Source organism: Bartonella sp. CE47NXGY (assembly GCF_042195415.1).
GTDB lineage: Bacteria > Pseudomonadota > Alphaproteobacteria > Rhizobiales > Rhizobiaceae > Bartonella.
Window position 1 is genome coordinate 1 of sequence record NZ_JBHIOI010000251.1, and the last position, 637, is coordinate 637.

At 34.7% G+C, this 637-nt stretch carries 1 protein-coding gene; it reads left to right on the plus strand.

All coding sequences use genetic code 11. From position 1 onward, the window contains the following. Nucleotides 1–98: 98 nt before the first annotated feature. The coding region (locus tag ACFIL3_RS10930) for a DUF1376 domain-containing protein (RefSeq protein ID WP_375682290.1) at nt 99–637 on the plus strand (539 nt) is incomplete at its 3' end.

Here is a 637-nt window from a genome sequence, read left to right on the forward strand (position 1 = left end):
TGGGTTGTGGAATTCAGAAGTTGAAAAAGAACTCAATAACGTCACTGAAGAGCTAGATAATTTCACTTGCAATAATAATAAAGAAAGGGAGGTGAAGTATGTCAACTAAGTTGCCATGGACGAGGCTTTTTGCAGACCAGTGGGCAATTGTTGTTGATTATTTGCCTGCTGTAGAGGGCAATATCTATATGCGATTACGGTTACGTATGTTGCGTACTGGTGAACCTCTTTTTTATAATATTAAAGTTTTATCTCATTACACTGGTTATTCAGTGAAGAAGTTTGAAGCGGCACTGAATGTTTTGCTTGAAGAAGGATATCTCATTCGTTTAGCAGATGGTCGCTTGTGGAATTTAGATGTTGAGGAAGAACTCAATAACTCTAATGAGAATTTAGATAAAGCTTCGGAAAAGGCTTCAAAAGCAGCAAAAGCTAGATGGGATAAAAACAAAGATAAAAGTAATGATGATGCACGTGCAATGCATGAGCAATGCACAAGCAATGCATACGCAATGCACGAGCAATGCTTGGAAATGCACAATAACATTAACAATAACAATAACAAAAAAAATAAAAATATTATTTTATCAAAAAGAGAAATTGATTTTGAAAATTTAGAAACAAACGATTTGGTTGA